We start from the raw sequence: 26,578 nt of genomic DNA, 5'->3' as shown, positions 1-26,578 counted from the left end.
TCATGTAACACCCCCTGTTACCGCGCCAGCGTAACAGCAGCAATACGGTGCGCTGCCGTTTCGGCAGTCTGCATCGCATGCGTTGGCGCGGGGTGCCGAGTTAATCTCGATGCGCGTTAGCCTTCGCTATGCGCGAAATCTCGTCGACAAGACACTGTCATCAAGACTCGCGTTTATCATCAAGTCGGGCGCGTGCCGCCGCGATCGATTGGTGCAACTTCGCCTGCAGCGTCTCACGCGGCGGCAGCACGGTCAGGTACTCTGCCACGTGGATCCCACTTTTGCCGAGTTCAAGCAATTCAATCTGTTCTTGCTTTTTTCCCGCACATAGGATGATGCCGATCGGCGGCGCTTCATCCGGCTCCTGCTCGTGCTTCGCGAGCCAGCGCAAGTACAGCTCCATCTGACTCTTGTACTCGGCCTTGAAGGAACCGAGCTTCAGTTCGATGGCGACAAGACGCTTGAGCTTGCGGTTGTAGAACAACAGGTCGAGATAGAAGTCGTCATCGTCGATAGGAAGCCGTTTCTGGCGCGCAACAAACGTGAAGCCCGCGCCGAGCTCCAGTAGGAACTGTTCCATCTCGCGCAGGATCGCATCCTCGAGATCGCGTTCCAGATAGTGATCATTGAGGCCGAGAAAATCGAGTATGTATGGATCTTTCAGCACGAGATCAGGCGTCATCTGCTGCGCGTCGCGCAGGTGCGCCACTTCGCGCCGGATCACTTCTTCGGGTTGCCGCGACAGCGCACTGCGCTCGAACAGCATCGACTGCATCCGCTCCTGCAACTGCCGCGACGACCAGCGCTCCAGGCGACAGAGTTCAATGTAGAAGTCGCGCTTGAGCGAGTCTTCGACGTACATCAACATCTTCAGATGGGTCCAGCTCAATTCTCTCCGCAGTGCGGAGAGAATTGACTCGTCCGAAAACACCTCGGCCGCGCGAATGCAGTGACGCAATTGCTGCTCGCTCCAACCCCGGCCGTATTCGGCTCTCAGTTGCCGAGCGAGCGCGGGGAGGATCTGTTGTCCATAGCCCGCGCGCTCACCGCCCAGCACATCATCCCGAATGCGACAACCAACTTGCCAATAAAGTAGGGTCAGTTCAGCATTGACGGCCGCCGCCGCTCGGACGCGCGCCGAATCAATCATGCGGCGGATGTCGGTCAATAGGGATGCGGGGACGAGTTCGGTCATCTTGTCAGGAATGGAGGGCTCAGCGGGCCGGCGCGCGCCAATAGGGGCCACGTTACCGTAATCTCAGCCACGGTGGAACCCTGCTGGGCGCTCCCCCAATTCTCTCCGCACCGCGGAGAGAATTCAGCCACCTGCCAGCTGGGACCCTCGCCTCTCACCGCGCTAAATGTGGGCGCTCGCAATTGAGCTTCAGCACCGCCTGAGACGAAGCCGCCTCTCCAGCCGCCCTGCCCGGATCGAAGAACTTCCTGGCTCGCGTGTAACGCAATGCCCAATGAACCCGCCCACGGCACGTCGTCGCCCGCGCCAGAAATCCAAGGGCGCCGAAACGGTGACGGCACCGCTTTTTCGATCGCCGCGGTGGGAGCGCGCAATTCCCTACAGGGAGTGCCGCGCACGCCGGGGCCTCGTCCATGCCCCGAAATGAAGGGCAACATAGCCCTTACTATGTCCCCCTTCATTCCGCCGGATCCTGCTTCGACAAGGACCACTTCGGCGGAGCCGCATCGTGCCCCTCTTTCACTGGGCAACCGCTCACGTCCTAAGTCGCCCCCCTGAAGTTTCTACGTAAAAACTGTCAAACTGCCGCGCCCACACGCGCACCACAGGTCGGTCGCACTAGCTTGCAAACTCATCCGCCTATCAATGCGCATCAGACGCTCGGCGTGATTCGCGACCGCAGTCAAACAACGTTCATTCCCCAGTCCGATTTGATCTGGCAAGCCAAAGTCCGGATTCACCGCGCAACGCTACGAACACTAAAAAAACACTAAAAAACGCGGCTCGAACCGGTACTCGGTAAATATCGGCGGCTCGCCCACTCAAAGGCCCTTGCCGATTGGAGCTTCGACGGATTCCAGCACACTCCGACGGAACACCTGAGACATCACAATTCATTTAACTTTCCGTGAGGACTTCGACACCGGCCGCTGACTACGATGGGCGCATATTTTCAGGACCTGCCGCCAGGAGCCCATCATGCCCACCCGCAGACATCTGCTGTTCGCCGGCGCCACCGGCCTCGCCGTGCTCGCGACGCTGTCGTCCGTCGGGCGCCGCGCGCTGGTCGGCCGTGCGTTCGCCGCATCGCCGGCCACCCCGCAGACGGCCGCCCCGTTTGAAGTCACCCTCAGCGATGCCGAATGGCATCGCCGGCTCACGCCCGCCCAGTACTCGGTCCTGCGCGAAGCCGGCACCGAGCGGCCGTACACCAGCCCGCTGAACGACGAGCACCGGCAAGGCACGTTCGCGTGCGCCGGCTGCGCCCTCGCGCTGTTCTCGTCGGCCACCAAGTTCGACAGCCATACCGGCTGGCCGAGCTTCTGGAAACCGCTCGACCACGCGGTCGCCACCAACACCGACGCATCGTTCGGGATGATCCGCACCGAAGTGCACTGCCGCCGCTGCGGCGGCCATCTCGGCCACGTGTTCGACGACGGCCCGCAACCGACCGGCCTGCGCTACTGCATGAACGGCCTCGCGCTCACCTTCCACCCCGCCGCCGCCTGATCCGGCCCCGAACTCCCGACCGACTGGAGAACGCACCATGCTGCTCATCGTCCTTGCCTACCTCGGCGGCGTGCTCACGATCCTGAGCCCGTGCATCCTGCCCGTGCTGCCGTTCGTGTTCGCGCGCGCCGACCAGCCGTTCGTCCGCAGCGGCCTGCCGCTGCTCGTCGGCATGGCGCTCACGTTCGCCGTCGTCGCGACGCTCGCCGCCGTGGGCGGCGGCTGGGTCGCGCAGGCCAACCAGGCCGGCCGCTGGGTGGCGATCGTGCTGCTCGCGATCTTCGGCCTGACCCTGCTGATGCCGCGCCTCGCGGAGCACCTGACCCGCCCGCTCGTCGCCGCCGGCAACCGGCTCACCGGCTTCGCGCAACGCGACGGCCGCCCGGCCGGCCCCGCGTCGTCGCTGCTGCTCGGCGTCGCGACCGGCCTGCTGTGGGCGCCGTGCGCGGGCCCGATCCTCGGCCTCGTGCTGACCGGGGCGGCGCTGCGCGGCGCCAGCGTCGGCACGACGCTGCTGCTGGTCGCGTATGCGGCCGGCGCGGCGACGTCGCTCGGCGTCGCGCTCGTGATCGGCGGCAAGGTGTTCGCCGCGATGAAGCGCTCGCTCGGCGCCGGAGAATGGATCAAGCGCGGGATCGGCGTGGCGCTGCTGGCCGGCGTCGGCGCGATCGCGCTCGGCCTCGATACGGGTGCGCTCGCGCAGCTGTCGACCGTCACGACGGGCGGCCTCGAGACGAAGCTCGTCGACCGGCTCGGCGGGCGTTCGAACGGCGCACCGGGCGCACCGGGCGCACCGGCGGCGATGGCCGCGACCGGCAACGCCGCCGACGACACGAATGGCGGCGCGATGATGGCCGCGGCGGCCGATCGCACCCAGGCCAACGGCGGGGTGATCGCCGGCGGCGCGATGATGCGCGCGGTGGATACGACGCATGCGCCGGCCGCGCTGCCCGTCGAAGGCACGCTGCCGTCGCTCGACGGCGCGGTGCAGTGGCTGAACTCGCCGCCGCTGACGGCGGCCAGCCTGCGCGGCAAGGTCGTGCTGGTCGATTTCTGGACGTATTCGTGCATCAACTGCCTGCGCACGCTGCCGTACACGACCGCCTGGGCACGCAAGTACGCGCCGTACGGGCTCGTCGTGATCGGCGTGCACGCACCCGAGTTCGCGTTCGAGCGCGACATCGGCAACGTGAAGAAGGCCGTGCACGACCTCGGCATCGACTTCCCGGTCGCGATCGACAACCGCTTCACGATCTGGCGCGCGTTCAACAACGAATACTGGCCCGCGCACTACTTCGTCGACGCGCAGGGGCGCGTGCGCCGCCACCACTTCGGCGAAGGCGAATACGCGGAATCGGAGCGCGCGATCCAGTCGCTGCTCGCCGAGGCCGGCCATCCGGAAGCGCTGAACGTGCCGATCGGGCTCGCCGGTGCGCCCGCGAAGGGGGCGCTCGCCGCGGCCGACAGCGCGGACGTCCGCTCGCCCGAGACCTACGTCGGCTACGCACGCGCCGAGGCTTTCATGTCGCCGGGCGGCGTGGTGCGCGACGCGGCGTACCACTACGCCGAGCCGGCCCGTCCCGATCTCAACGACTGGGGCCTCGCCGGCACGTGGCAGGTCGGCGCCGAACGGGCGACGCTCGCGGCGCCGGCCGGCCGCATCGTCTACCGCTTCCATGCACGCGACCTGCACCTGGTGCTCGGCCCCGGCGAGGACGGCAAGCCGGTGCGCTTTCGCGTGACGCTCGACGGCGCGGCGCCCGGTGCCGCGCACGGCAGCGACGTCGATGCGCAAGGCTACGGCACCGTGACCGGGCAGCGCCTGTACCAGCTGGTCCGGCAGCCCGGCGCGATCGCCGACCGCACGTTCTCGATCGAGTTTCTCGATCCCGGCGTGAATGCGTATGCGTTCACGTTCGGCTGATCCCGGCCGGACGCGGCGCACCGGCGCCGCGTCCGGGCCACCCGCTTCCCGTACCGCCTTTCGAAGGAGCACACCGTGAACACCACTTCTCCCCGCGGCCCAGCACCGCAACGGCGCACGGCGATGCTGCGCCGCATCGGCGCGATCGCCGTCGCGGCCGCCGCCGTGTTCGGCTACCAGCGCATCGTCAATTCCGCCGAACCGATGCGCACGGTGCCCGCCCCGACGCTCGACGAAACACCGGGCGCGTCGCACGACGAGACGGCCGTGCTCGCCGGCGGCTGCTTCTGGGGCGTGCAGGGCGTGTTCGAGCACGTGAAGGGCGTGAAGCAGGTCACGGCCGGCTATGCGGGCGGCGCGTCCGAAACCGCGCACTACGCGCTCGTCGGCTCGGGGCTGACCGGGCACGCGGAATCGGTTCGCATCGTCTACGACCCGACCCAGATCACGTACGGCCGGCTGCTGCAGGTGTTCTTCTCGGTCGCGCACGATCCGACCGAGCTCAACCGGCAGGGCCCCGACGAAGGCTCGCAATACCGGTCGGCGATCTTCCCGACCACCGCACAGCAACGCGCGGTCGCGACCGCTTACATCGCGCAGCTCGGCACCGCGCACGTGTTTCCGGCGCCCGTCGTCACGCGCGTCGAGGACTACAAGGGGTTCTACCCGGCCGAGGCCTATCACCAGAACTACCTCGAACTGCACCCCGACGCGCCGTACATCGCGTACAACGACATGCCGAAGATCACCGGGCTGAAGCAGCACTTCCCGGCGCTGTACCGCACCGACGCGGTACTGTGGCGCGATGCGCGCTCGTGACCGCCAAGCGGCCGCGTGACGGGGTGACGCCCGCCGCGCGGCCGAGATCCGTGCGGCCACGCACGGCCAGCGCGCGCCGCCTTCGACCCGGATTGCGCTGCATCAACGAAACCGCGGCCGCCGTGCCGGGGCAAACCCGCATCGCGTCCGCCGCGACCGGCAACTTCGCGTAGACTTCTCCAGATCCCCGCCGCATCATGCGGCGCCCGGAATCCCCGTTCAGCCCGGAGACGTCACGCATGCGCGCAGTGCCCATTCCTGACAGCGGCATCCTTGGAGAACCCTCTTCCGGCGCGGCCGTGCGCGACCTGCGCCGCGTGCCGATTCATCCCGATCACTGGTACCCGCTCGCGTGGTCGCGCGAGCTGAAACGCGGCAAGACGCTCGGCGTGCGCTTCGCCGGCGATCCGATCGTGCTCGTGCGCACCGAATCCGGCGCCGTGTACGCGCTCGAGGATCGTTGCGCGCACCGCCAGGTGCCGCTGCACGCGGGCGTCGTGAGCGGCGAGACACTGCGCTGCTGCTATCACGGCTGGACCTACGCGTGCGACAGCGGCCGCTGCGTCGACGTGCCGTACCTCGGCCGCGAGCGGCTGCCCAACGGCGTGCGCGCGTATCCGTGCCGCGAAGCGCACGGGCTGATCTTCGTCTTCCCGGGCGATGCGACGCTCGCCGACACCCGGCCGTTCCCCGCGCTCGAATCGGCGGACAACCGCGCATACAAGACGCGCCGCTTCGGCCGCGAGGTCAAGTGCCACTACTCGTTCATGCACGAGAACCTGATGGACATGAACCATCAGTTCCTGCATCGCAAGCAGATGGGGCAGATGCGCGCGCGCTCGGTGGGCCGGCGCCGCGGCGACGACTGGGTCGAGGTCGACTACACGTTCGCGCGGATGGAAGGCAAGCAGCCGGTGGGTGAAGCGCTCGTATTCGGCGCCAGCAAGAAGCCGGCCGACCAGTCCGACAAGAGCGTGATGACGGTGCGCACCGGCTACCCGTACCAGACGCTGCAGATCCGTTCGAGCGAAGGCACGCTCGTGATGGACCTGTGGATCGTCTACGTGCCGCTCGACGCCGAGCAGCGCACCAACCGCACGTTCGGACTGCTGTCGATCCACAAGCCCGGCATTCCGTTCGCGCTCGATCTCGCGTGGCCGCTGCTCGTCTGGTTCACCGAGCGGATCTTCCGCGAGGATCGCTGGATCGTCGAGCGCGAGCAGGAAGCGCACGACGCCCAGGGCGCCGACTGGAACCACGAGGTGTTTCCGGTCATCAACGAGCTGCGCGACCTGCTGCGCCAGTGGGGCGCGCGCACGGTGATCCCGATCCGCGACGCGCGCGACGGCGCGTGACGCGTGCGGCGCGTGACTGGAGAAGCGCGCGCCGTTACAACCGGAATGCGCCCGGCAGCAATGCATGGGCCGTCGTGACCTCGACGGCCCCTTTCAGGTTGGCCAGGATCACTTCGATGTCGGGCGTGCCGATCTCGATGATCACCTGACGGCACGCGCCGCACGGCGCGATTGGGCCGTCCGTGTCGCCCACCACCGCGAGCCGCGTGAAATCCCCCGGACGATAACCGGCGGCGATGGCCGAAAACAGCGCCGTGCGTTCCGCACAATTGCAGAGTCCGTAGGACGCGTTCTCGACGTTGCAGCCATGAAAGATCGTCCCGTCGCGCGCCTGCAGCGCCGCGCCGACCTTGAAGCGCGAATACGGCGCATACGCGCGTTCGCGCGCCGCCTTCGCCGCGTCGATCAGTTCGTGTCGTTCCATCTCGTCGTAGCCTCGATTGTGTGCGGGGAGGTATCGGCGCGGCCAACCCCTGACCGTCGCGATACACCCGTGACGTGAAGTGAAGTGATCGCCGATGCCCGCGCCTGACGATCGATCAGCCGATCTGCTGATAAATGGTCGGCGGCGCGTCACCGGTTTCGCCCAGCACGTAGCTGCGCTGGATCGCGTCCACCGCGTGCGCGGCTGATGCGGCATCGCGGGCATGCACGTAGCCGAGCGGCTCACCGGCCTCGACACGCTGCCCGATCTCCGCGAGCGCCGTCAGGCCGACACTGTAGTCGATCGCATCCGCCCCGCGCGTGCGGCCGCCGCCGAGCGCGACGACCGCCAGCCCGAGCGCGCGGCAATCGACGTGCTGCACCACGCCGCTCGTGCGCGCCGGAACCGGCACGATCACCTCCGCCCGCGCGAGATGACGTGCGGGTGCGTCGATCAGATCCGCGGGGCCACCGAGCGCCGTGACCATCCTCGCGAAGCGTTCCGCGGCCGCCCCCGTATCGAGCGCCTGCTGCAACTTCGCGCGCGCGTCTGCGACATCGCGTGCCAGCCCGCCGGTGACGAGCAGCTCAGCGGAAAGCGCCATCGTGACCTCATGCAGGCGCGCCGGGCGCGACTTGCCCGTCAAATAGTCGATCGCGCACACCACTTCGAGTGCATTGCCCGCGCACGGCGCGAGCGACTGGTTCATGTCGGTGAGGATCGCGGTCGTCTTCATGCCGGCGCCGTTGCCGACGTCGACGATGCTGCGCGCCAGTTCCGCCGACTTCTCGGCGGTCGGCATGAAGGCGCCGGAGCCGACCTTGACGTCCATCACGAGCCCGTCGAGCCCGGCCGCGAGCTTCTTCGACAGGATCGACGCGGTGATCATCGCGACCGACTCGACGGTCGCCGTCACGTCGCGAATCGCATAGATGCGCATGTCGGCCGGCGCCAGCCGCGCGGTCTGCCCGATGATCGCGACGCCGACGTCGCGCACCGTGCGGCGAAACGCGTCCGTGTCGGGCGCCACGTTGTAGCCGGGAATCGCGCTCAGCTTGTCGAGCGTGCCGCCGGTGTGTCCGAGCCCGCGCCCCGAGATCATCGGCACGTAGCCGCCGCACGCGGCCACCATCGGCCCGAGCATCAGCGATACGACATCGCCGACACCGCCGGTCGAATGCTTGTCAATCACCGGCCCGTCGAGCGCCAGCGCGCGCCAGTCGAGCACGTCGCCCGAGTCGCGCTGCGCGAGCGTCAGCGCGACGCGTTCGTCGGTGCTCAGGTCGTTGAAATACACGGCCATCGCGAACGCGGCCACCTGGCCCTCGGTCACGCTGCCGTCGGTCACGCCGCGCACGAACGCGGCGATCCCGTCGCGATCGAGCGGCTGCCCGTCGCGCTTCCGGCGAATGAATTCCTGCGGTAAGAACATCGTTGCTTCTCCTCGATCGGTCGATGGCCGCTGCGGGCTCAATGCAGGGAAAAGAACAGGCCGGCGATCGCGGCGCTCATCAGGTTCGACAGCGTCGCGGCCGTCAATGCGCGCAGGCCGTGCCGCGCGACTTCCGAGCGGCGCTCGGGCGCGACCGCGCTGAAGCCGCCTGCGAGAATCGCGATCGACGAGAAGTTCGCGAAACCGCACAGCGCGAACGACACGATCGCGAGCGTCTTCGGGTCGAGCACCTGCAGGCCGGCGGCCGCGACGTGCTCGCCGCCCTTCAGGTACGGCGACAGGTCGCCATACGCGACGAACTCGTTGAAGATCAGTTTCTCGCCGATGAAGTTGCCGGCCAGCGCCGCGTCGTGCCACGGCACGCCGATGATCCACGCGAGCGGCGCGAACAGGTGGCCGATGATACCCACCAGCGTGATCTGCGGAAAGCCCGCGAACGCGGCCACGCCGCCGACGATCAGGTTCATCAGCGCGATGAGCCCCACGAACGCGATCAGCATCGCACCGACGTTGATCGCGATTCGCATCCCGACCGACGCGCCGGACGCCGCCGCCTCGATCACATTGGCGGCCCGCTTGTCGTCGAAGTCGAGCCCGTCGACCACGACGCGGCTCGGCTCGACCGTCGGATACAGCAGCTTGCCGAACAGCAGCCCGCCCGGCACCGCCATGAACGACGCGGCGAGCAGGTATTCCATCCGCACGCCGAGGCCCGCGTAGCCGACCAGCACCGAACCCGCGACCGACGCCATGCCGCTCGCCATCACCGTGAAGATCTCGGCGCTCGTCATGTTCCGCACGAACGGCTTCACGAGCGCGGGCATCTCGCTTTGCCCGAGAAAGATCGTCGCGACCGCCGAGCATGCCTCGATGCGGCTCACGCCGAGCACTTTCGCGAGCGCCGCGCCGAGGATCGCGACGATCCACTTCATCACGCCGATGTAGTACAGCACCGCGATCAGCGCGGTCACGAAGATGATCATCGGCAGCACGCGCAGGCCGAACACGAACCCACCGTCGCCGAACAGCTGGAACATCCGGCTGTCGACGAGCCCGCCGAACACGAACGCGATGCCGTGATTGCCCATGTCGAGCACGCGATTGACGCCGTTCGCGGCCCCCGCCAGCGCCGTGCGGCCCGCCGGCACGAACAGCACCAGCGCACCGATCGCCAGCTGCGTGCACAGCGCGGCGATCAAGGTCCGGCCGCTCACCGCGCGCCGGTTGTTCGACAGCAGATAGGCAACCAGCAGCAGGAACAGCATACCCAGGAGACTGCGCAGAATATCCACCTCGTACTCCTTGCTCTCAATGTTGTTGGACTGTTCGGCGGGCGGCCCGGCACGCCTGCGCAACGCCGTCGGTGGATATTACTCGCCGGTATGCACGCCGACAACGCAAACAAAATGGTCGCATTTGCGCGACATCGCGTGTTGCGTCGACTTGCTCAGTTGTTCTATGTACCTGGAGATTGGAAAGGCGCGATCAACGCTTCACTCGTCCCAAATATTGAGCGCATTGGCGTGATGCGGGGAGGCGGCATGCGCGGTGCCGGCACGAACGGGACGCGCGCTCAAACATGCGCGGGGCGTGTCGTTCCAACCGACACGCCCCGCGCGACACGCAACGCTCAGCCGGCGCGCTCGACCGGATGCGGCTCGCGCAACCGGTTCGCGATCCGCGCGGCCTCGTAGTAACTGGCCGCCGGCGGCCGCTTCAGGTAGCGGCCCGCGCCGCGCACGGCGCGCAGATCGCCGTCGGCCCACGCGAGGGCGCCGCGCGTGAGCGTGTGCGTCGCGACGCCCTGCACCGTCATCCCCTCGAACACGTTGAAGTCGACCTGCTGATGATGGGTCTTCACCGAGATCGTCTTCGTCGCGGCCGGGTCCCACACGACGAGATCGGCATCGGCGCCCACCTGCACGGCGCCCTTGCGCGGATACAGGTTGAAGATCTGCGCGGCGTTCGTCGACGTGATCCGCACGAACTCGTTCGGCGTGATGCGGCCATGATTCACGCCGTGATGCCACAGCACCGACATGCGATCCTCGACACCGCCGCAGCCGTTCGGGATCTTCGTGAAGTCGTCGCGACCCATCGCCTTCTGCGATGCGCAGAACACGCAGTGGTCGGTTGCCGTCGTATGCAGTTGCCCCGCCTGCAGCCCGCGCCACAGCGCCTCGCGGTGCTCGGCCGAGCGGAACGGCGGGCTCATCACGTGCGCGGCCGCACGCGTCCAGTCCGGATCGCGATAGACGGCCTCGTCGATCACCAGGTGGCCCGGCAGCACCTCGCCGAACACGCGCAGCCCTTCGCTGCGCGCTTTGGTGATCGCATCGACCGCGTCCTTCGCGGACACATGCACGATATACACCGGCACGCCGAGCACTTGCGCAATGCGGATCGCGCGGTTCGCGGCCTCGCCCTCGACCTCCGGCGGCCGCGACAGCGGATGCGCCTCCGGCCCCGTCATCCCGCGCGCGAGCAGCGCCTTCTGCAACTGGAACACGAGCTCGCCGTTTTCCGCGTGCACGGTCGGCAACGCACCGAGTTCGAGCGCACGCGAGAAACTGTTCACGAGCACCTCGTCGTCGGCCATGATCGCGTTCTTGTACGCCATGAAGTGCTTGAAGCTCGACACGCCGTGTTCGCGCACGAGCGTGCCCATGTCGCGGTGCACGCTCTCGTCCCACCACGTCACGGCCACGTGGAAGCCGTAATCGGCCGCCGCCTTCTCGGCCCAGCCGCGCCACGCATGGAATGCGTCCATCAGCGGCTGCTTCGGGCTCGGGATCACGAAGTCGATGATGCTCGTCGTGCCGCCCGCGAGCCCGGCGGCCGTGCCCGAGTAGAAATCGTCGCTCGCGGTCGTGCCCATGAACGGCAGTTCCATGTGCGTATGCGGATCGATGCCGCCCGGCATCACGTACTGGCCGTGCGCATCGACGACGGTCGCGCCGGCCGGCGCGTCGATCTGCTCGGCGATCTGCAGGATCGTGCCGCCGTCCTCCGGGGCTGCGCAGAGCACGTCCGCGCGGTAGGAACGGTCCGCATCGACCACGGTGCCGCCACGAATCAGGATTGCCATGGGGTTGCCTCCTCGTTGACTGTCGGGTGCCGCATCAGGCGCGCGCGACCTGCGCGTGCTGTCCGGCGCGCCATTTCATCCAGGTGCCGTACACGCATGACGCCAGCACGAGGCCGACGAACCACGCGTACGTGTAGAGCGTGTTGAAGAACGCCGGCACGTTCGGAAACGACGCCGGAAAGGCCGTATGCAGGAAGCCGGGCAGGTTCGGCAGCACGCCGACCGCGAGCGCGGCCAGTGCGGCCGGGTTCCAGCCGCGCGCGTAGCTGAAGCCGCCGCGCTCGTCGAACAGCGCGCGCGTGTCGAGCCGCGTGCCGCGAATCAGGAAGTAGTCGACCATCAGGATCCCCGCCACCGGCCCGAGCAGCGCCGAATAGCCGACGAGCCAGGTGAAGATGTAGCCGTCCGTCGTCGCGAGGATCTTCCACGGCATCATCACGATCGCGATCGTCGCGGTGATCATCCCGCCGGTGCGGTACGAGATCGCCTTCGGCCACTGGCTCGAGAAGTCGTAGGCCGGGCCGACGAGATTCGCGGCGAGGTTGCAGCACATCGTGTCGAGCGTGAGGATCACGAGCGCGATGCCCACGCCGATGCCCGTCATCCGGCTCGTCAGGTCGATCGGATCCCAGATCGCGTTGCCGTAGATCACGACGGTCGCCGACGTCACGACGACCGACACCACCGACAGCAGCGCCATCGGCAACGGCAGCCCGATCGACTGCCCGATCATCTGGTCGCGCTGTGAATACGCGAAGCGCGTGAAGTCGGGGATGTTCAGCGCGAGCGTCGCCCAGAAGCCGACCATCGCGGTCAGCCCCGGCCAGAAGGTCGCCCAGAACAGCCCGGCCTTCTTGCCGCCCGCGGCGAACTGCGACGGCGCCGACAGCATCGTGCCGAACCCGCCCGCCTTCGACGTCGCCCACCATACGAGCGCCACGCACATCACGACCTTGATCGGCGCGGACCAGCTCTCGAGCCAGCGGATCGAATCGGTGCCGTGCCAGATGAAGTAGAGCTGCAGCGCCCAGAACACGAGGAAGCACGCGAGCTGCCCGAACCCGATGCCGATGACCGGCAGCGCCGCGCCATGCAGCGCGTTGCCGGTCAGGATGTTCAGCAAGGTATAGATCGCACTGCCGCCGAGCCAGGTCTGGATCCCGTACCAGCCGCACGCGACGATTGCCCGCAGCAGCGCCGGCAGCTTCGCGCCCTGCGTGCCGAACGACGCGCGCACGAGCACCGCGTATGGAATCCCGTGCTTCGCGCCCGCATGGCCGATCAGCAGCATCGGCACGAGCACGATCAGGTTGCCGAGCAGCACGGTCATCACCGCCTGCCACGGCGACATGCCTTCCTGGATCAACCCGGCCGCCAGCATGTACGACGCGATGTTCATCACCATCCCGACCCACAGCGCCGCGAAGTGATACCACTTCCACGTGCGCTGCGCCGGCGTCGTCGGCGCGAGGTCGTCGTTGTACAGGCTGCCGCCCTGCGCCGCGGCGCTGTCGGGATCGGCGGGATTCGCTGCGTGATTCATCGAACGCACTCCACTAAAACGTCAGCGCCGGCATCAACCGATGCCGGCCCGGGTGGAACGAAAGGCGGCGATGCAGGATGACCCGCCTCGCCGGACGCCGTCAAGCAGCCTTCTTCGCGTGCTTCTCGGGGGCCGCCGCGCCTGCACTCGCCCCCGCCTCCGCGCTTGCCGGATTGTTCGGATGCGTGGTCCAGTTCGCGTAGTCGCCCGAATCGACACGCTCCATCGTGATGCATTGCTCGACCGGACACACATGCATGCAAAGATTGCACCCGACGCATTCCGAATCGACCACTTCGAAGTGGCGCACGCCGTCCTTCGTCGCGGTGATCGCCTGGTGCGACGTGTCCTCGCACGCGATATGGCACAGCCCGCACTGGATGCAGCGGTCCTGGTCGATGCGCGCCTTGATGTCGTACTTCAGGTTCAGGTATTTCCAGTCGGTCACGTTCGGCACCGCGCGGCCGCGGATGTCGTCGAGCGCTGCGTAGCCCTTCTCGTCCATCCAGTTCGACAATCCGTCGGCCAGGTCCGACACGATCCGGAATCCGTAATGCATCGCGGCGGTGCACACCTGCACGCTGCCGGCGCCGAGCACCATGAACTCCGCCGCGTCGCGCCATGACGAGATGCCGCCGATGCCCGAGATCGGCAGGTTCGGCGTTTCCGGGTCGCGTGCGATCTCCGCGACCATGTTCAACGCGATCGGCTTGACCGCCGGGCCGCAATAGCCGCCGTGCGTGCCCTTGCCGTCGACCATCGGCATCGGCGCCATGTGGTCGAGATCGACCGCGACGATCGAGTTGATCGTGTTGATCAGCGACACACCGTCCGCGCCGCCCTTGTACGCGGCACGCGAGCCCATCCGGATGTCGCTGATGTTCGGCGTGAGCTTCACGAGGCACGGCAGCTTCGTGCCTTCCTTCACCCAGCGCGTGACCATCTCCACGTATTCGGGAACCTGTCCGACCGCCGCACCCATCCCGCGCTCGCTCATCCCGTGCGGACAGCCGAAGTTCAGCTCGACCGCGTCGGCGCCCGTGTCCTCGACGAGCGGCAGGATCCATTTCCAGTCGCGCTCGTTGCACGGCACCATCAGCGACACGATCAGCGCGCGGTCCGGCCAGTCGCGCTTCACCTGCGCGATCTCTCTCAGGTTCACGTCGAGCGGACGGTCGGTGATCAGCTCGATGTTGTTCAGCCCCGCGATGCGCTGGCCGTTCCACTGCACCGCGCCATAGCGCGAACTGACGTTGACGACGTGCGGATCGAGCCCGAGCGTCTTCCACACGACGCCGCCCCAGCCCGCCTCGAACGCGCGGTTCACGTTGTAGGCCTTGTCGGTCGGCGGCGCGGACGCCAGCCAGAAGGGGTTCGGCGAAGTGATGCCCGCGATGGTGCAGCGAAGGTCGGCCATGGTCGGCTCCGTGAGAGTGGGGTCGTGTTCGTTGTGCTCGGGGTGGGTGACGCGCGTGGTGCGCTCACGCGGCCTTCGCGTCGCGCTGCGCGAGCGTCGCGTCGATCGACGCGGCCGCGCGCTTGCCGTCCTGCACGGCCTGCACCGTGAGGTCGACGCCGCCCGTCGCCGCGCAGTCGCCGCCGGCCCACACGTCGGGCCATGCGGTGCGCCCGTCGGCGTCCACCGCGATGCGCGCGCCGTCCGCGGTCAGCAACGCGGCGTCGATGGCGTCCGGCACCAGCGTCTGGCCGATCGCCTTCAGCACCATGTCCGCTTCGACGGTGAAGCGCTCGCCCGATGCCGCCTCGAACTCGACACCCGTCACCTGCCCGTTCTCACCCGCGATGCACACCGGCTTCGCGTGCGTGACGAGCGTGACGCCGCTCTTCTGCGCGAACTCGCGCTCGGCCCACGTCGCGCTCATCGCCTCCACGCCGCGCCGGTACACCATCGTCACGCGCTCGGCGCCGAGCTTGCGGCTCTGCACCGCCGCATCGATGGCCGTATTGCCGCCGCCGATCACCACCACGCGCCGCCCGACCGCCACGTTCTCCAGCGCATCGGCCTGCCGCACCTGCACGATGAAGTCGACCGCGTTCATCACGCCGTTCAGTTGCTCGCCGTCGATCGACAGCGCACGCACGCCGCCGAGCCCCATCGCGAGAAACACCGCGTCGTGCTGCTCGCGCAGCGCGTCGAGCGTGATGTCGCGGCCCAGCGCGACGCCGGTTTGCAACGTGATGCCGCCCACCGACAGCAGCCACTCGACTTCACGCTGCGCGAAATCGTCGACGGTCTTGTACGCGGCGATCCCGTATTCGTTGAGGCCGCCGCCCTTCGGGCGTGCGTCGAACAGCGTGACGCGATGCCCGGCGAGCGCGAGCCGGTGCGCGCACGCGAGCCCGGCCGGCCCCGCGCCAACCACCGCGACCTGGCGGCCCGTGTCCGGTGCGCGCGTGAAGCGCACCGCGCCGGTCTCCATCGCCCAGTCGGTCGCATGCCGCTGCAGCGCGCCGATTGCAACGGGCTGCGCATCCTGATGGTTGCGCACGCATGCGCCTTCGCACAGGATCTCGGTCGGACACACGCGGGCGCACATCCCGCCGAGCGGATTCGCCGACAGGATGTCGGTCGCGGCGCCCTTCAGGTTGCCGTTGCCGATCTTGCGGATGAAGCTCGGGATGTCGATCTGCGTCGGGCAGGCTTGCACACACGGCGCGTCGTAACAGTAGTGGCAGCGGCTGGCGGCGGCCGCCGCGGCAGTCGGATCGAGCAGCGGCGCGATGTCGGCGAATTCGCACGAGAGTTGCGTGGACGACAGGCGATGCGCGGCGATATCGCCGGTTGGCTGGGTGGTCATACGCGTTCCTTCGACTGGGTGGAGACAAAGCCATCCCCGCCGGCTGTGAATGCACAGTCGGGGCGGTCGTTGTTAGGAATGCTACGGTCAGGCTGTCACGCATTGAGCAGCCTGCCGGCTGCTACGGTCTGCGCGTCATGAAGCCGGCTCGCATGCGCGCGACAGCATCGCGTGCAGCAGCACGTTCGCGCCGGCCTCGATCCATGCGGGCGTCGCGTCCTCGATCTCGTTGTGGCTGATGCCGTCGACACACGGCACGAACACCATCGACGTCGGCGCAACCTGCGCGAGGTAGCACGCGTCATGGCCGGCACCGGACACGATGTCGCGATGCGAGAAGCCGAAGCGGTCGGCCGCGCTGCGCACCGCTTCCACACAGGCCGCGTCGAACGCGACCGGCTTGTAATAGAAGATCTGCTCGAGCTGGGTTTCGAGCCCGATCTCGCCCGCGATGCGCGCCACGCCGTCGCGCAACGCAGCATCCATCTTCGCGAGCACCGCGTCGTCCGGATGACGGAAATCGACGGTGAAGAACACGCGGCCCGGAATCACGTTGCGCGAGTTCGGGTAGACCTGCATCATGCCGACCGTCGCGCAGCCGAACGGCGCATGATCGAGGCCGATCCGGTTGACGAGATCGACCACGCGCGACGCGCCGAGCAGTGCATCGCGGCGGCGCGGCATCGGCGTCGGCCCCGCGTGCGCTTCCTGGCCGGTGAACGTGATCTCGTACCAGCGCTGCCCCTGCGCGTCGGTCACGACGCCGATCGTCTTGCATTCCGCTTCGAGAATCGGCCCCTGCTCGATATGCAGTTCGAACGCCGCGTGCAGCTTGCGTCCGCCGCACGGCACGTCACCCGCGTAGCCGATCCGCGCCAGCTCCTCGCCGATCGTCTTGCCGTCCACGTCCTTGCGCGACAACCCATATTCGAGCGAAAACACGCCCGCGAACACGCCGGAGGCGACCATCGCCGGCGCGAAGCGCGAGCCTTCCTCATTGGTCCAGATCACGACCTCGACCGGATGCTCGGTCTCGATGCCATGATCGTTGAGACTGCGAATCACCTCGAGGCCGCCGAGCACGCCGTAGATGCCGTCGAAGCGGCCGCCGGTCGGCTGCGAATCCGCGTGCGAGCCCGTGACGACCGGCGCCGCATCGGCCACCCGGCCCGCGCGGCGCATGAACACGTTGCCCATCGTATCGACCGTCACCGTGCAGCCGGCGGCCTTCGCCCAGCTGACGATCAGGTCGCGGCCGGCCTTGTCGAGATCGGTCAGCGCGAGGCGGCACACGCCGCCCTTCGGCGTCGCGCCGATCTTCGCGACTTCCATCAGGCTGTCCCACAACCGCTTGCCGTCGACCTTGATCGACGTGTCGAAAGTTGCCCGCTTCACTGTTTCCGATACCGCGCTCATTCGTATCGCTCCTGTGGGGTCGGTGATGTCGTCAGCCCGGTCTGTGCCGGTGCATGTCATGCCTGTTTCGGGGCAATGCCGCCCAAGCGCGGTGCATACCCTGGTCTTCGCGAAGATCGTCCGACGAATCGGGCCGAAAGGTTTCTGCCGCGCGTCGAATCCTGTCCGATTGGACAGGTTTTAGACGATCAAAATGACCAAATCAATCTCTTTCTTGCGTGAATGAATGGAGCGAGAAACGTGCCATCGCAACGCAGCATGGCGATGACTGCGCGGGATCAGCACGCGTGCGTTCGATGCGAATCAGCGGCTAGAATGAAGCCCAACGCGGCACCCCCGCCGCGCGAGGGCAACGATGAGACATGACGAGGCGGCAACCGCAGCCACCGACAGCGACGAAACGCCCGTGCCTTTGCGGCGACGCAAGGCGCACATCCGCGAGTCCAACGAAGCGCATCTGCTGGCCTGCGCGGAGGCCGTGTTCGCGGAACGCGGGCTCGACGGCGCAAGCACCGCGATGATCGCGGAGCGCGCCGGCCTGCCGAAAGCCAACCTGCATTACTACTTCCCGACGAAGCTTGCGCTGTACCGCCGCGTGCTCGACGACCTGTTCGAGGACTGGCATCGCGCGGCCGGGACATTCGAGGCCGACGACGATCCGGTGGTAGCGATCAGCGGCTACGTGCGCGCGAAGATGGCGCTGTCGCGGCGGCGCCCGCTCGGCTCGAAGGTCTGGGCCAACGAGATCATCCACGGTGCGGAGCACATGCAGGACATCCTGTCGGAACGCGTGAAGCCGTGGTTCGATACGCGCGTGAAGGTCATCGACGGCTGGATCGCGCGCGGGCTGCTCGCGCCGATCGACGCGCATGCGCTGATGTACCTGATCTGGGCCACCACGCAGCACTACGCGGATTTCGATGCGCAGATCCGCGCGCTGAGCGGCAAGCGCACGTTCATGCAGAAGGCGTACGACGAGAAGACCGAACAGGTCGTGCAGCTCGTGATTCGCGCATGCGGGGCGGTGTCGCCGGAGGCAAAGCGATCGGAATGAGCGCTATAAAGCCCATCCCGCCGCTGCGCGGCTCATCGCTGCGCCGTCACGGAATAGCTCGCCGGCCGGTTGCCTTCAGAACGGAACCAGCTCCAGCGCATGGCTGCTGGACCAGTGCGATTCGCTGTTGACGACGTCGATCGCGCTGCGTGGAATCACGGGTTCCAGTTCCAGTTGCAAACTCAACCGGCTCCCCGCCTCCGGCACGCCGTGCGCCAAGACGACAACGCCCGAGCGCGGATGCAAGCCGACTCTGCCGGCCGGCTCCGAAGGTTGCTGACCGGCATGCTCGACACGGCCCAATGCAACGGACCTGCCATCCAGATTGGCGTCGCCGGCTGTCACGGAAAGCACGCCCTGCTGACCGAAGCGAAACGCGCCGTCGTCGAGCGCGTCGCCGCGCAGGAAAATCGCCATGCGCACCGGCTCCTTGCAGACGATGCTCACGGACACGAGGCGTTTTCCCAACGAGTATCCGAAGGGCGATGCGGGCTGCCCCAGAATGGTTTGCCGGTACTGGGCACCGTAGTCGAGTTGTGCGTGCCCGGTATGCATCCGGCAATTGTCCGCGGCCTGCGCGGCCCCGCCCAGGCTCAGGCCCGCGCACATCGTCCACGCCCACCGGCGAATGCGTTTCGGTTGTTGCAACATGTCGTCTCTCGAAGCCAGGGGCTCATTGAAGAATGCATCGGGCATCGGCGCTTTCGAACAGCGCACCGGAACCCGAGGGCTCGGGCAATGCATATTGCAACCGGCACTGCCTGCCGTCCGGCAACGCCACCTGCAACACCTCGTCGCCGGCGCCGTTGTTCAGAAACACCTGCCCCTGCTCGAGCACCATGCCGACATATCGCTGGCGGCCATCCAGCACATAGGCGCCGGCTGGCAGCGGAATGCCGTCGGCGTCGCGCGCATTAAGCAGCACCCGGCGCACGCGGGCAAGTTCGAAGTCGATCCGGTTCACCGATCCGCGCCCCGGATCGACCTGCCGGGTACCGTTGCCGATATCGACGTTGCGCGGCAAGGTATGGGTCATCACCTCCACGCGATTGCTGCTGTATGCAGAGAGCCGGGGCACCACGGCACGCCCCCAAAGGTCGGTCCACACCGGCCCCTGCGGCGTATTGATCTTCACGTTCGATACGCCCGACGCCGACACGATGCCGAACGTGTCCTGCACGGGATAGGGAGAGAGCGTCACCCCGTTCGCGTGCAGCACCACGCCGCCCGAGGCCCCGGCGTAATACGACCGGGCGCGCTTGCCGGTATCGGAGAAACCCAGGTTGACCTGGGCAATGCGCGGCGTCGCCGACATTTGACCTGCCACCGCGTTGCTCCGGTCGCGCGTGTTGCGATCCACGTTGACCGAGTAATTCAGGTTATCGCCGATCCGCTCGCTGTAGCTGGCGCCGAAACGCGTATAGCCGCTCGTATTGCTTGCATAGGTGCGGACACTGCGCTTGCCGAACGGGATGCTCAACGACGCGTAATAGGTGTTGCCGGGCCTGTCATATGCACGGCTCCCGTAATATCGGCCCTCCCGGCGCGGGCTGAGATCGCGCTCGACGTTAAGCGACACGGTGCCGAACGCGAAGCTCTTGCCCCAAGATAAATTCAGCCGCTGCGTACGCTCCCCGTTCTGTTGATTCGTGAATGCGTAGCCGAACGTCAGACCGCCCAGCCTCGCATCGGACCAGGCCAGCGCCGCGGTATGCCGGCTCCGGTAACGCGATGCAGCGAACCCGGTCCGGCCGACATCGACGGTGAAATCGTCGAGCGTGCGATAGCCGTTGCTCTGATACGCACTGCTGAAGCTCATGCTCAGGTTCTCGTGCAACCCGCCGAAAATGCCCGAGACCTCGATTTCCGTGCCCGACTTCGTGGCCTGCAACGACATACGCTGCTGCAACTTGACGCTGCTCGACTGCGACACGCGCATATCCACGCCCCAACTGGCGGCCTGGTATCCGGGCGCGAACAGCGCTGCCACGCCGACATTACCGCGCTTGCCAAGCGCCCAGTTGCCGCTCGCGCTCGCCACCCACGGATTGCGGGCCTTGTTGCCGTCGAGATTGCGACGCTTCCCCAGCGCGAACGCGTAGCCCGGCCGCTGCCCGAGCGCCCCCGCGCCGATCGACGCAGCGGGCACGACGAAGCTGCGTCGCGCACCATCGGACTCGATGACGGTCACCTCCAGGTCGTTGCTGTCGTTGAGCAGCGGCAAGTCCGTAAGCGCGAAGGGGCCGACCGGCACGATCGTGGTATAGATCAACCCGCCCGCCTGTCGCACCTCGACGCGCGCTTGCGATTGCGCCACGCCTTCGACCATGACGATGTTGCGCTCCTGCTTGCTCAGCGCGGCATCGGGAAACACCTGGATGCCGGTCAACGGCGCGCCGGTCAGCACGGAGTTGGCGATATTGATCTGTCCGGCCTGCAACGTGGCGCCCCATCGCAGCCAGGTTCGCTGGCCGTATGCGTAGAGGTGGCGACTCTGGAATCCTGAATTGTCCTGACGTTGAGAATAGGCGCGGCTGCGCAGGATCCAGTCGCCGGCGTTCACGCCGATTTCAGTGTTGAGCGACAGGAAGTTCGAGCCCGGCATGCCGCTCGCCTCGCTACGCAGGGTCATCAGCTCGTAGTTCAGCAGCGCCGCGTTGCCGCCCCGGCTGTAACCGGACAAGTCCGCTACCGCCTGACGAAGCGCCGTGGTCGGTACGACGAGCCGAACCTCTTCCCGCCCCGGCTTGAGCGCCACATCCGTGCCGGGGAATGCCCGCGCGAAGTCGTAGCACGTGTCGGGTTCCGCATCGCCGGGTATCCCGTACTTTGCGTCGGGCACAACCATTCCGGCCGCATCCAGAAACGCGCGATCGAAGCACGGCGCGCCGTTCTCGTCGAACCGCGTATTGATCCGCCCTCGCCGAATGTCGTTGACGTAGACGACAACGCGGCTGCGGCCAGGCCGATACCGCGGCATGGTGCGGAAATAGTCGGCGATCTGTGGATCGAGCCCGCGCTGCTGCAGGATGCTCGTATCGAAGTTGAAGGCTGCATCGACGGACGCCGGATCGAACGTGGTTTGCGCGGTCGTCGCTTGGACGGCGGATGCCGTGTCAGGCGGCGTGGCTGTCTGCGCGTGCGCCCGCGACGGATAGGCACTCGCCAGCAACATCAACAGCGATGCGGCCGTCCCATTGCGGTACGCGTTCGATTCGCGTTGGGGCCGTACCCGGCGCGCGGCACGATCGAGCCGCATTACTGTTGCGTCGTGAGATTGACGAGCGGGGCCTCGTAGCTGTCGACTTCGTAGCCGTAGATCGTCGCCGGCGACAGTTTGACGCCGGTTGCCCGCGCACCGGCCCCCTTCGGCAGCGAGACTTCCACGGTGCTTTCGGGTAGCACATAGGTCTTGCCCAGATCCACGGCGGTCTTTTCCGGCAGAAGTTGCACGCCTTGCCCCAGACGCACCACATACGGGCTGTCGTTGCGCACGCGCAGCTTGCCGTCCGCGACCGACCACTGCAGCAGCGTCCAGGGGGAGGCATGCTTCGCGAGCGTGGCGGGATGGATGATCAACGGCAGGTTCTGGCGAATCGTCATGCTGATGCGCGCCTTGCCGTCGGGGCCCTTGGGTGGAATGCCCTCGAACGTCACGCGTTTGAGCCGTTGCACCTGGAGCGGCGACGGGCTCTGCAGCAGGAATCGCACCAGTTGCGTATCCTGGCCTTCCACCCGGCTCACCGGCGGCACCGCCACGACCAGCAACGCTTGATCTTCCGGCGTGTTCTGTATGGATGCGTGCAGCAGCAGCGGAATCGACTCTGTATTCTTCACATTCATCGTGGCTTCGCCGTCCGCTTCGTTCAGGATCACCACGGAAGATTCCGGCAGGACGCCCGACGCTTGCGCAACGGCCGGAACGCTCAGGCATATCGGCAATCCGGCCGTCAGAATGGCCTTCGCCAATGCATGCCGGCACGACGAGAAAGACTGAATATGAGACGATAGACACACGACACGGCTGCACATGATTAGTAATCCAGCTTAAATGGATTTTATGGACGAGAATGACCGTTACGTCCGAGGTTTGAGGAAATTCAACGAGAGCAGCGGAAGAGGCCGCTGCGGCGATGTGGCGGTTACCGCCAAGCGCGCTATTCGAGAGGGCGGACGTTACAGGTAGCGAGTTCCAGCGTGGCGAAACCCTCGGTCACGAGATCATCCGTGAACAACGATGCCGGCTTCGAAATGACCGATGGCGGAAAACGGGCTCGTCGGTGTCTTGAGCGCCACGGGCTCGCTCCCCTGCGCCGCCAGCACTGCCTTTCCACGAATAGGGACGGTAGCCCAAGCGATCTCATCGGGTCCGGATCCCCTTCCCCGTTTATAAGGCCAAGGCAGTTGCGTACCGGCGCGATTGTCGGTCACGTCGAATCCGACCTTGGCCGGTTGCTGGGCCCATTCCCGTCATTGATCTGCCTGCCGAAAATGAGCGTTCGGGAAACGACAGGCCGAACGTCAGCCGTCCGGGCCCGCTCCGACCGCGCCTTTTTACAGATAGGTCAGATCGAGGGTCGCCGAACCATCCAGATCGACATTGCCACTGGAAAGATCCAGGTCCGACAATTTGTTGATCGTCAGGGTCGCCGCTAAATAGATTGCGATGGACTTGTATGCGCCCGGCGTCAAGCTGCCTGGATCCGCAAACGCTTTGCGCGCGCTACCTTTCGTCATCAGCCTCGCCTCGTCGTAAGCCCACGCGTTGGATCCAGCCGGAGCCGCCAGAACATCCAGCTTGGCGTCACCGCCGTCGCTCATGGCGCTGGAAGCGGTCAGTGTGTAGTAACCGACCTTCCCCTTGCCCAGGCCGAACTCGAAGTCTTCTCCCGTGCCGCCGGCGGCCGTACCCGCGCGGTTGTCCCGCACGCTCAATGCGACCTTGGTGGCTGCATTGCACGTCACGGCGACAGTCTGCGACTTGGGAACGAATTGTGTCGTCTTGTTCTGGTGAAGATTTTCCGACGCGATGACGCCAAAATCATAGACGCCGCCGTTGCTGATCGTGAGATTGCACGCACCATCGGGCACGATCTTGCCGGCGACCTTGATCTCCGTCGACGTGTCCGCCTGCGCATGACCGGCAGCGACCAATGAACCGACAACCAGCCCCAGTCCTGCGAGTTTCTTCTTCATCGCCTTATTCCAATAGAAAACGAACCAAAAAAATGAAGGCCCGAGTCAAGCCTCATACGTGCCGATATCGGACAAACCATCGCTCCACCACGCGGATACATTGACCACCCGGTGCCTGTTATTTCCAAACCCGCGCCACCGTCAGGGTTTGAAGAACTTCCCTCGAACGCAGTGGACCGACAAGCGGAGTCAGCCACGAAATGAGCGGTCGCTACAGGTATACAAGTTCGAGGGTCGCGGAACCGGCGATCTCCATCTCGTCGGTGAACGGAATGTCTTGAGGCTCGAAAGAGACCGAGATCCTCAACATGTCTTGCATCCACGTGCCCGCCGCCGGATCCGATCCTCCAACACCCCATGAATAGGTACGCCCGCGGATCACATCCCATCCCCCCCATGAAGCGCTCTTCCATGTGTCGCCATAGGAGTGGAGAAGCGATTGCGCTCTTTTTCCGTCGACCACGCGGTAGTCACCGGTACTTAACACCATGTAGTACGAACCAATTTTCGGATTGCTCAGACTAAATGATTGATCGTTCTGATCGCCTGCACCGACGTTGTCGATCAGCACGAATCCGACCTTGGTCGGGCGCGGACAGCCCACCTGAAACGACATGCTGCGTTCAAGCGTAAAGTACGAATCCTTGGGAAAATCGTCTTTCGACAGATTGCCGATATCGACGACGCCGCCGTTTTCCAGCGTCAAGTTGCACGCGCCGACCGATCTGATTTGACCGTTGAGACTCAGGTCGACCTGGCCGTTGAATTTAAGATCGTCCGCCGATGCCGCGCCCGTGCTCGACAAAGTGCAGGCGAGCACGGAACGTACACACCACTGCTTCAAGCTCATCTGAATATCCCTTTCGTTTGGAATGGCATGGGCGTCCACTTCCAGCATTGTCATTCGGATTGCGAATCATTTTCCGCTAGATGCGTCGTGCCGACGGTTCGATTCACCTCATTCCCACGTGCGTCTCTCGAAGGCACGATCGCCCGAGCGCTGGCAGACACGCGGCATCCGGAGCCCATGCGTCGACAGCCGCTACGCCAATTCCAGCCCCCACTAACGGCAGCAATACGGACCGGTATCTCGTCACTCAGGCCTCCACGCTAATGCACGCGCTCGAGAGAGGCGACTCGAACGTCAGCCGTTGCAGCCGTCCGACATCCTGATCCAGTCCGGATCTCACCTGTTTACAGATAGGCCATTTCGATAGTCGCCGAGCCATCCAGATCGACACTGCCGCCGGAAAGATCCAGTTCCGACAGTTTGTTGATCGTCGGGATCACGGTCAGATTGGCCGTGACGGTCTTGTATGCGCCGGGCGTCACGTCGCCAGGTTTCGCAAACGATTTGCGCGCGCTGCCTTTCGTCATCAGCCCCGCCGCATCGGAAGCCCACGCGTCGGATCCAGCCGGAGCGGCCACGATATCCACACCGCTGTTGTCACCCGTGGCACCGCCCAGACTCAGCTTGTAGTAGCCAACCTTGCCGTTGCCCAGGCCGAATTCGGTGTCGTCGCCCGCGCCGCCGGCGGCCGTGCCGGACCGATTGTCCCGCACGTTCAACGCAACCTTCGCGGCCGCATTGCAGGAGATGGACACGGTCTGAAGTTTGCCCGGGAGTTGCGTCGTCTTATCCTGGTAAAGATTTGCCGACGCGATGGAGCCGAAATCATAGACACCACCGTTGCCGATCGTGAGATTGCACGCATCGGGCAAGATCTTGCCGGTGATCTTGATCTCCGCGGAGGTTTCCGCCTGCGCATGACCGGCAACGGCCAATACACCTGCAACGAGTCCCAATCCCGCGAGTTTCTTCTTCATGTCTTACTCCGATCAATATGAGCCGAAAAATGATGGTCCGCCAAACGTGCTGACGCCGGAAAAACCGTGGCGCCATCGCGTGAACAAATTTACCGCCCAGGCCCCGGGACAGGCCATTCGGAAGAGTCTGTTTTTCACCGGGAAATATCTGACCAGCCACTCAGCCCATTCGCGATCAATCTGCGTTCAAGTATGGTTAGCGGCAATATCATCCAAACAAACATTCGCCAGAGGGGCCACCAGGTTATGGATGGTGTGTTTGGCCAATAGAGATCAATTGCGCAGAGGGGACAGTGAATCGTCGTATTGTGATCGTGGACGACCACCCGCTGATTCGAATGGCGGTACGAATGGTCCTGGAGCGTGACGGCCATGAAGTCGTCGCGGAATGCCGCACGGGGGTGGACGGCGTCCAGGCTGTCCGGACGCTCAAGCCCGATCTGGTTGTCCTGGATCTGGTCATTCCCGATCTGGACGGCTTCTCGGTCATGGAGCGCCTGCGCGGCACCGAACTGAACGCCGGCATCCTGGTGCTCACGTCCGGTGACACGCGCAACTATGCAATGCGTTGCCTGCAAGCCGGCGCGTCAGGCTTCGTTTGCAAGGACGACGGGCTGGATGAAATATCCAAGGCCGTGAAGGCCTTGCTCGCCGGCTATTCCTATTTCCCGCAGGTGGTCACCAACATGCTCCGCGAAAACTTGCAGGAGGTCGCGACGAGTGAAGGCACCGGCGCGACCGCAGGACTCGATGGCCTCACCGACCGCGAAATGATGGTCCTCGGCCTGCTGGTTAAAGGAATGAACAACCAGGAAATCGGACGTACCCTCATGCTCAGTCACAAAACGGTGAGTACCTATAAGGTACGTCTCATGAGCAAGCTCCACACTTCGAATATGGTGGAACTCGTAAAGGTCGCACAACGAAACGGTTTGGTCACATCCTAGCGGGTTTCG

At 65.7% G+C, this 26,578-nt stretch carries 21 protein-coding genes; 6 read left to right on the top strand and 15 right to left on the bottom strand.

Annotated elements, in window-relative coordinates; genetic code table 11:
• Positions 1-160: 160 nt before the first annotated feature.
• Positions 161-1,195, bottom strand: a complete 1,035-nt coding sequence (locus CFB43_RS32500) for a PDDEXK nuclease domain-containing protein (protein WP_089498260.1) — start codon at positions 1,193-1,195, stop codon at positions 161-163.
• 978 nt (positions 1,196-2,173) lie between these two features.
• On the opposite strand from CFB43_RS32500, the gene msrB reads away from it, so the two are divergent.
• The 4 genes from msrB to CFB43_RS32480 all read left to right on the top strand — a co-directional run bounded on the left by msrB (position 2,174) and on the right by CFB43_RS32480 (position 6,802).
• Positions 2,174-2,704 carry a peptide-methionine (R)-S-oxide reductase MsrB gene (gene msrB / locus CFB43_RS32495; RefSeq protein WP_089429254.1) on the top strand — a complete coding sequence of 177 codons (531 nt, stop codon included), beginning with the start codon at positions 2,174-2,176 and terminating at the stop codon, positions 2,702-2,704.
• A gap of 37 nt (positions 2,705-2,741) precedes the next feature.
• The gene (locus tag CFB43_RS32490) at positions 2,742-4,628 is read left to right on the top strand and encodes a cytochrome c biogenesis protein DipZ (protein ID WP_089498259.1); all 1,887 of its coding nucleotides are present in this window, start codon (positions 2,742-2,744) and stop codon (positions 4,626-4,628) included.
• Between the two features lie 123 nt (positions 4,629-4,751).
• Positions 4,752-5,447 carry a peptide-methionine (S)-S-oxide reductase MsrA gene (msrA, locus tag CFB43_RS32485; protein WP_089476580.1) on the top strand — a complete coding sequence of 232 codons (696 nt, stop codon included), beginning with the start codon at positions 4,752-4,754 and terminating at the stop codon, positions 5,445-5,447.
• 239 nt (positions 5,448-5,686) lie between these two features.
• Entirely contained in the window at positions 5,687-6,802 is a 1,116-nt protein-coding gene (locus tag CFB43_RS32480) for an aromatic ring-hydroxylating oxygenase subunit alpha (RefSeq protein ID WP_089498258.1), read from the top strand.
• A gap of 34 nt (positions 6,803-6,836) precedes the next feature.
• Here the strand turns inward: CFB43_RS32480 and CFB43_RS32475 are convergent, their stop codons facing one another.
• From CFB43_RS32475 to CFB43_RS32440, 8 genes are all read right to left on the bottom strand, one after another.
• On the bottom strand, positions 6,837-7,226 hold the full coding sequence (locus tag CFB43_RS32475) for a cytidine deaminase (RefSeq protein ID WP_089498257.1): 390 nt from the start codon (positions 7,224-7,226) through the stop codon (positions 6,837-6,839).
• A 115-nt stretch (positions 7,227-7,341) separates the two neighbouring features.
• Positions 7,342-8,658, bottom strand: a complete 1,317-nt coding sequence (gene deoA, locus CFB43_RS32470) for a thymidine phosphorylase (protein ID WP_089498256.1) — start codon at positions 8,656-8,658, stop codon at positions 7,342-7,344.
• Positions 8,659-8,696: 38 nt separating this feature from the next.
• A complete protein-coding gene (locus CFB43_RS32465) occupies positions 8,697-9,971 on the bottom strand; it encodes a NupC/NupG family nucleoside CNT transporter (protein WP_089498255.1) in 1,275 nt (424 codons plus the stop codon).
• A gap of 338 nt (positions 9,972-10,309) precedes the next feature.
• Positions 10,310-11,767 carry a dihydropyrimidinase gene (gene hydA / locus CFB43_RS32460; protein ID WP_089429249.1) on the bottom strand — a complete coding sequence of 486 codons (1,458 nt, stop codon included), beginning with the start codon at positions 11,765-11,767 and terminating at the stop codon, positions 10,310-10,312.
• Between the two features lie 34 nt (positions 11,768-11,801).
• The gene (locus CFB43_RS32455; RefSeq protein ID WP_089498254.1) at positions 11,802-13,310 is read right to left on the bottom strand and encodes an NCS1 family nucleobase:cation symporter-1; all 1,509 of its coding nucleotides are present in this window, start codon (positions 13,308-13,310) and stop codon (positions 11,802-11,804) included.
• A gap of 100 nt (positions 13,311-13,410) precedes the next feature.
• A complete protein-coding gene (gene preA / locus CFB43_RS32450; RefSeq protein WP_089498253.1) occupies positions 13,411-14,727 on the bottom strand; it encodes an NAD-dependent dihydropyrimidine dehydrogenase subunit PreA in 1,317 nt (438 codons plus the stop codon).
• 64 nt (positions 14,728-14,791) lie between these two features.
• Positions 14,792-16,129, bottom strand: a complete 1,338-nt coding sequence (locus CFB43_RS32445; protein WP_089498252.1) for an NAD(P)-dependent oxidoreductase — start codon at positions 16,127-16,129, stop codon at positions 14,792-14,794.
• A gap of 135 nt (positions 16,130-16,264) precedes the next feature.
• The gene (locus CFB43_RS32440; RefSeq protein ID WP_089498251.1) at positions 16,265-17,545 is read right to left on the bottom strand and encodes a Zn-dependent hydrolase; all 1,281 of its coding nucleotides are present in this window, start codon (positions 17,543-17,545) and stop codon (positions 16,265-16,267) included.
• 355 nt (positions 17,546-17,900) lie between these two features.
• On the opposite strand from CFB43_RS32440, the gene CFB43_RS32435 reads away from it, so the two are divergent.
• Positions 17,901-18,599, top strand: a complete 699-nt coding sequence (locus CFB43_RS32435) for a TetR/AcrR family transcriptional regulator (protein ID WP_089498250.1) — start codon at positions 17,901-17,903, stop codon at positions 18,597-18,599.
• Between the two features lie 75 nt (positions 18,600-18,674).
• Here the strand turns inward: CFB43_RS32435 and CFB43_RS32430 are convergent, their stop codons facing one another.
• The 6 genes from CFB43_RS32430 to CFB43_RS32405 all read right to left on the bottom strand — a co-directional run bounded on the left by CFB43_RS32430 (position 18,675) and on the right by CFB43_RS32405 (position 25,622).
• On the bottom strand, positions 18,675-19,250 hold the full coding sequence (locus tag CFB43_RS32430; RefSeq protein WP_089498249.1) for a hypothetical protein: 576 nt from the start codon (positions 19,248-19,250) through the stop codon (positions 18,675-18,677).
• A gap of 22 nt (positions 19,251-19,272) precedes the next feature.
• The gene (locus tag CFB43_RS32425; RefSeq protein WP_089498248.1) at positions 19,273-21,858 is read right to left on the bottom strand and encodes a fimbria/pilus outer membrane usher protein; all 2,586 of its coding nucleotides are present in this window, start codon (positions 21,856-21,858) and stop codon (positions 19,273-19,275) included.
• A complete protein-coding gene (locus CFB43_RS32420) occupies positions 21,858-22,631 on the bottom strand; it encodes a fimbria/pilus chaperone family protein (protein WP_089498247.1) in 774 nt (257 codons plus the stop codon). The genes CFB43_RS32425 and CFB43_RS32420 overlap by 1 nt, the downstream gene beginning before the upstream one ends.
• Before the next feature lie 522 nt (positions 22,632-23,153).
• The gene (locus tag CFB43_RS32415; RefSeq protein ID WP_089498246.1) at positions 23,154-23,795 is read right to left on the bottom strand and encodes a DUF1120 domain-containing protein; all 642 of its coding nucleotides are present in this window, start codon (positions 23,793-23,795) and stop codon (positions 23,154-23,156) included.
• A 211-nt stretch (positions 23,796-24,006) separates the two neighbouring features.
• Entirely contained in the window at positions 24,007-24,699 is a 693-nt protein-coding gene (locus CFB43_RS32410; RefSeq protein WP_089498245.1) for a DUF1120 domain-containing protein, read from the bottom strand.
• A gap of 290 nt (positions 24,700-24,989) precedes the next feature.
• Positions 24,990-25,622, bottom strand: a complete 633-nt coding sequence (locus CFB43_RS32405) for a DUF1120 domain-containing protein (RefSeq protein WP_089498244.1) — start codon at positions 25,620-25,622, stop codon at positions 24,990-24,992.
• 293 nt (positions 25,623-25,915) lie between these two features.
• Here CFB43_RS32405 and CFB43_RS32400 point away from each other — a divergent pair, with 293 nt between their 5' ends.
• Complete coding sequence (locus CFB43_RS32400; protein WP_089498243.1) at positions 25,916-26,569, top strand: response regulator transcription factor; 654 nt, start codon at positions 25,916-25,918, stop codon at positions 26,567-26,569.
• Positions 26,570-26,578: the final 9 nt, after the last annotated feature.

This window comes from Burkholderia sp. AU15512 (genome assembly GCF_002223325.1).
GTDB lineage: Bacteria > Pseudomonadota > Gammaproteobacteria > Burkholderiales > Burkholderiaceae > Burkholderia.
This window is presented reverse-complemented; position numbering and strand designations above follow the sequence as displayed.